The sequence below is a fragment of the Planctomycetota bacterium genome (assembly GCA_035384565.1).
GTDB lineage: Bacteria > Planctomycetota > PUPC01 > DSUN01 > DSUN01 > DAOOIT01.
In genome coordinates this window covers 1-3,403 of the sequence record DAOOIT010000148.1, presented here as the reverse complement: position 1 = coordinate 3,403, position 3,403 = coordinate 1, and the positions used below count along the sequence as shown (strand labels likewise).

Below are 3,403 nucleotides of genomic sequence, written 5' to 3'. Positions count from 1 at the left end.
ATTGTAAGGATAGTCGGAGAGAGGGTGGACATGAAACCGTTGGATCAAACTGTCCGGGACGCGTTTCTTGCTGAGGCCCGCAGGCGCGGGGTGGCGGCAGGAGAGGTCTGGGACTACGTGAAGTGGCTCCGGTATTACCTCGACTTCTGCGACAAGTACCGTCGCGAAACCCTGGACAGGGACAGCCTGCAGGCGTTCCTTCTGAAGCTGGCCTCAAAGAACCAATCTGCCGAGCAGCAGGCCCAGGCCGCCCGGAGCGTGAGGCTCTACCTGGAACTGGCCGCGCCGCGGGCCGCGGCTGTTCCGGCAGTCTCGGCCATCGAGCCGCGCGCCGCCCCTCCTGCCCCGCCCCCGGCCGCGCCCGCCGCCTTCACGCCGCAGGCGGCCCCTCCCGCCCAGCCCCGACCGCCGGCCGGCGCCAAACCCGCGGTCATCGTAGGCGGGGCGCGCCCGGACCGGGTGGCCGAGCCGAAGGCCCCCTGGCCCGGAGCGTCGCCGTGGGACGCGGTGATCGTACGGATCAAGGAGGAGGTGAAGGTCCGGCAGTACTCCCCCAAGACCTTCGACGCCTACGCGGGATGGGTGCGCCAGTTCGCCGGTTTCGCCGGTAAGCCGCCGGACGGTATCGTTATGCAGGACGTGAAGGACTTCCTGACGCACCTGGCCGTGGACGAGCGGGTCGTGGCCTCCACTCAGAACCAGGCCTTCAATGCGCTCCTGTTCCTGTTTCGACATGTGTTCAAGAAAGAGTTCGACGCGGCCGAGGGAATCGTCCGGGCGCGGCGCAAGCGCCATATCCCCGTGGTGCTCTCGTCCGCGGAGGTCGAGGCGGTGGTCGCCCAAGCCGCGTATCCGTACGGGCTGGTCATCGGGCTCCTCTACGGCTGCGGGCTCCGGCTGTTCGAGTGCCTGAACCTGCGGGTCCAGTGCTTCAACTTCGACGACGGCATGCTGACCGTGCATGACGGGAAAGGCAAGAAGGACCGGACGGTGCCCCTGCCGAAGGTGCTCGTGCCTGAGCTGCGCGCGCACTTGGCCCGAGTCGGGAATCTCTACAGGCGGGACCTCCGCGATGGCTTCGGCGGGGTCTTTTTGCCCGGCGCCCTCGAGAGGAAATACCGCAACGCGCCGCGCGAGTGGATCTGGCAGTGGTTCTTTCCGGCCAAGACCCTGACGCTGGTCCCGGAGACCGGTGCGCGCCTGCGCTACCACCTGCACGAGAGCCATGTCCAGAAGGCCATCCACCAAGCCGCAGGTCAGGCGCGGATCACCAAGCGCGTCACGGCCCATACGTTCCGGCATACCTTTGCCAGCCACCTCCTGCTCGCCAACTATGACATCCGGACGATTCAGGAGATGCTGGGGCACAGCGACGTGCGGACGACGATGATCTACACGCACACGGTTCCGAGCCGCACGCAGAAGGAGCGGGCCAGCCCGCTGGATCTGGGGGCGTGCGCGCGGCCCGCAAACCCGGCGCCATGAGGCCCCGTCAGGCGGGCGCGTCCTTGCCGTCCCAGGTGTAGTGCCACTGGTCCATGTAGTACTGGGCCGGGCGGAACTCGTCGCCGGTCTCGCGCAGCTTGCGCACCAGTTCGGCCTCCAGGCGCGCCTGCAGTTCGGCGGCCTCGGGCTTGCCGGCGAGGTTGTTGAGCTGGTAGGGGTCGGCCGCGTTGTCGTAGAGCAGCCAGGGACCTTTGAGGTCGCGGACGTAGGTGTGGGTGCGCGTGCGCACGCCGCGGTACTCGCGGCCGCCGCTGGCGAAGTTCCACTGGTGAAAGGGCACAGGGCACATGATCAGCGCGGGATCGTCGGACTCTTCGCGCTCGCCGCGGAAGACCGGCGAGAGGTCGCGGCCCTCGACGGTCTTTGGGATCGGCGCGCCGGACAGGCCGAGCAGGGTGGGCATGATGTCGGGGGTGTTGATGGGCATGCCGATGGTGCGGCCGGCGGTGCCGCGCAGGGCGGGCCACTGGAGCAGGAAAGGCACGCGGATCGATTCCTCCCAAGGCATCTGTTTGTGGAGCTGCCCTTGCGAGTGGATCATATAGCCGTGGTCGGTGGTGAAGACGAGGATCGTGTTCTCTTCCAGACCGGTCTCCTTCAAGGTGCGCCGGATTTCGCCCATGCAGTCGTCGAGGGCGGCGATGTGGGCGTAGTAGCCCGCGAGCGCCTGCCGGGCTTTGTCGCGGCGCTCTTCTGGCACGTTGGGGCGGACGGTCAGCTCGGCGGCCGGGGCGATGCGCTTCTTATAGACGTCGGGCGCGGTGTGGTGGGGGGTGTGGGGCGGCCCCCACGAGAGCACGAAGAGGAAGGGCTTGGCGCGGTCGTGCCCGCGGATGTAGGCGAGCATGTCGCGGGTCTGGGCCACGGCGTCGTACCCCTCCCAGAAGAGCGGCTGGGGGGTGTCGGCATAGTACAGCGAGCGGTTGTAGTCGTGGGTACACTCGCATGCCTTCCAGTAGTCGAAGCCCTGGCGGCGCTCGCGGGGGATGAAGGCGTCGCGGCCGTGGCCGTCGACGTGCCACTTACCGACGTAGGCGGTGTCGTAGCCGGCGGCCTTGAAGGCCTGGGCGAGCGAGACGGCGCGGTTGCCGAGGGGCTTGTCGTTGTAAAAAAGGCCGTGCGTGAGCCAGTACTGGCCGGTCAGCAGGCTGGCGCGGTAGGGGGTGCAGACCGGGCAGCCCGAGATCATGGAGGAGCAGCAGAGGCTGTCGCGGGCCATGGCGTCGAAGTGGGGCGTCGGCACGTCGGCATTGCCGGCGAAGCCGAAGTCGTGGGCGCGCCATTCGTCGGCGAAGACGAAGACGACATTCGGCGGCCGGGCCGGCGCGGCGCGTGCGGGCGCGGCGGCGCCCACGGCGCAGGCGCCCGCGGAGAGGGAGGCGGCTCGCAGGAAATCACGGCGGCCGACGCCGCCCGCGGGTGACGGATGCTGCAAGGACATGGACGCGCTCCTTGTGGGACAACACATAGATCCGGTGGCAACATTATAAGCAGGCCGGCGAACGGGCGTCTACCCGCTTTTTGTGCCTTGCAAGCCAACAACGGCAACGGTAGCGGCAACAAAGAGCAAGATGCTTGGGAATGGTGGAATACTGGAATGGAATGGTGGAAGATCGATGCGACGGTCTGGGATTCAACGCCCATCATTCCAACCTTCCAATATTCCAACATTCCGATTGGGTTGCGGGCTCCGCTCATGTTAGACCGCGGGGCAGGTACGGGCGGACGTCCCGGACGCCCGGCAGACGGGCGTCACGCCTCAGGGTCACGGCCGGCGGTCCGGGACGTCCCGCCGTACTACGCGTCCGAATACTTCAAAAACCTGTCCCTTTGTTTCCGCGCCAACGGTGTTTCCTTTTCACGAGATATACGCCCGCATATAGGGCTTCAGCGAGTC

At 67.1% G+C, this 3,403-nt stretch carries 2 protein-coding genes; one reads left to right on the top strand and one right to left on the bottom strand.

The window, feature by feature from the left end; all coding sequences use genetic code 11:
- Positions 1 to 30: 30 nt before the first annotated feature.
- The gene (locus PLE19_23950; GenBank protein HPD18002.1) at positions 31 to 1,485 is read left to right on the top strand and encodes an integron integrase; all 1,455 of its coding nucleotides are present in this window, start codon (positions 31 to 33) and stop codon (positions 1,483 to 1,485) included.
- Between the two features lie 7 nt (positions 1,486 to 1,492).
- Here the strand turns inward: PLE19_23950 and PLE19_23945 are convergent, their stop codons facing one another.
- On the bottom strand, positions 1,493 to 2,947 hold the full coding sequence (locus PLE19_23945) for a sulfatase (GenBank protein ID HPD18001.1): 1,455 nt from the start codon (positions 2,945 to 2,947) through the stop codon (positions 1,493 to 1,495).
- Positions 2,948 to 3,403: the final 456 nt, after the last annotated feature.

What these genes read in the sequence shown, in the direction of transcription:
- PLE19_23945 (HPD18001.1), bottom strand. Translation starts at nt 2,947, where the DNA reads ATGTCCTTGCAGCATCCGTCACCCGCGGGCGGCGTCGGCCGCCGTGAT.
- PLE19_23950 (HPD18002.1), top strand. Translation starts at nt 31, where the DNA reads ATGAAACCGTTGGATCAAACTGTCCGGGACGCGTTTCTTGCTGAGGCC.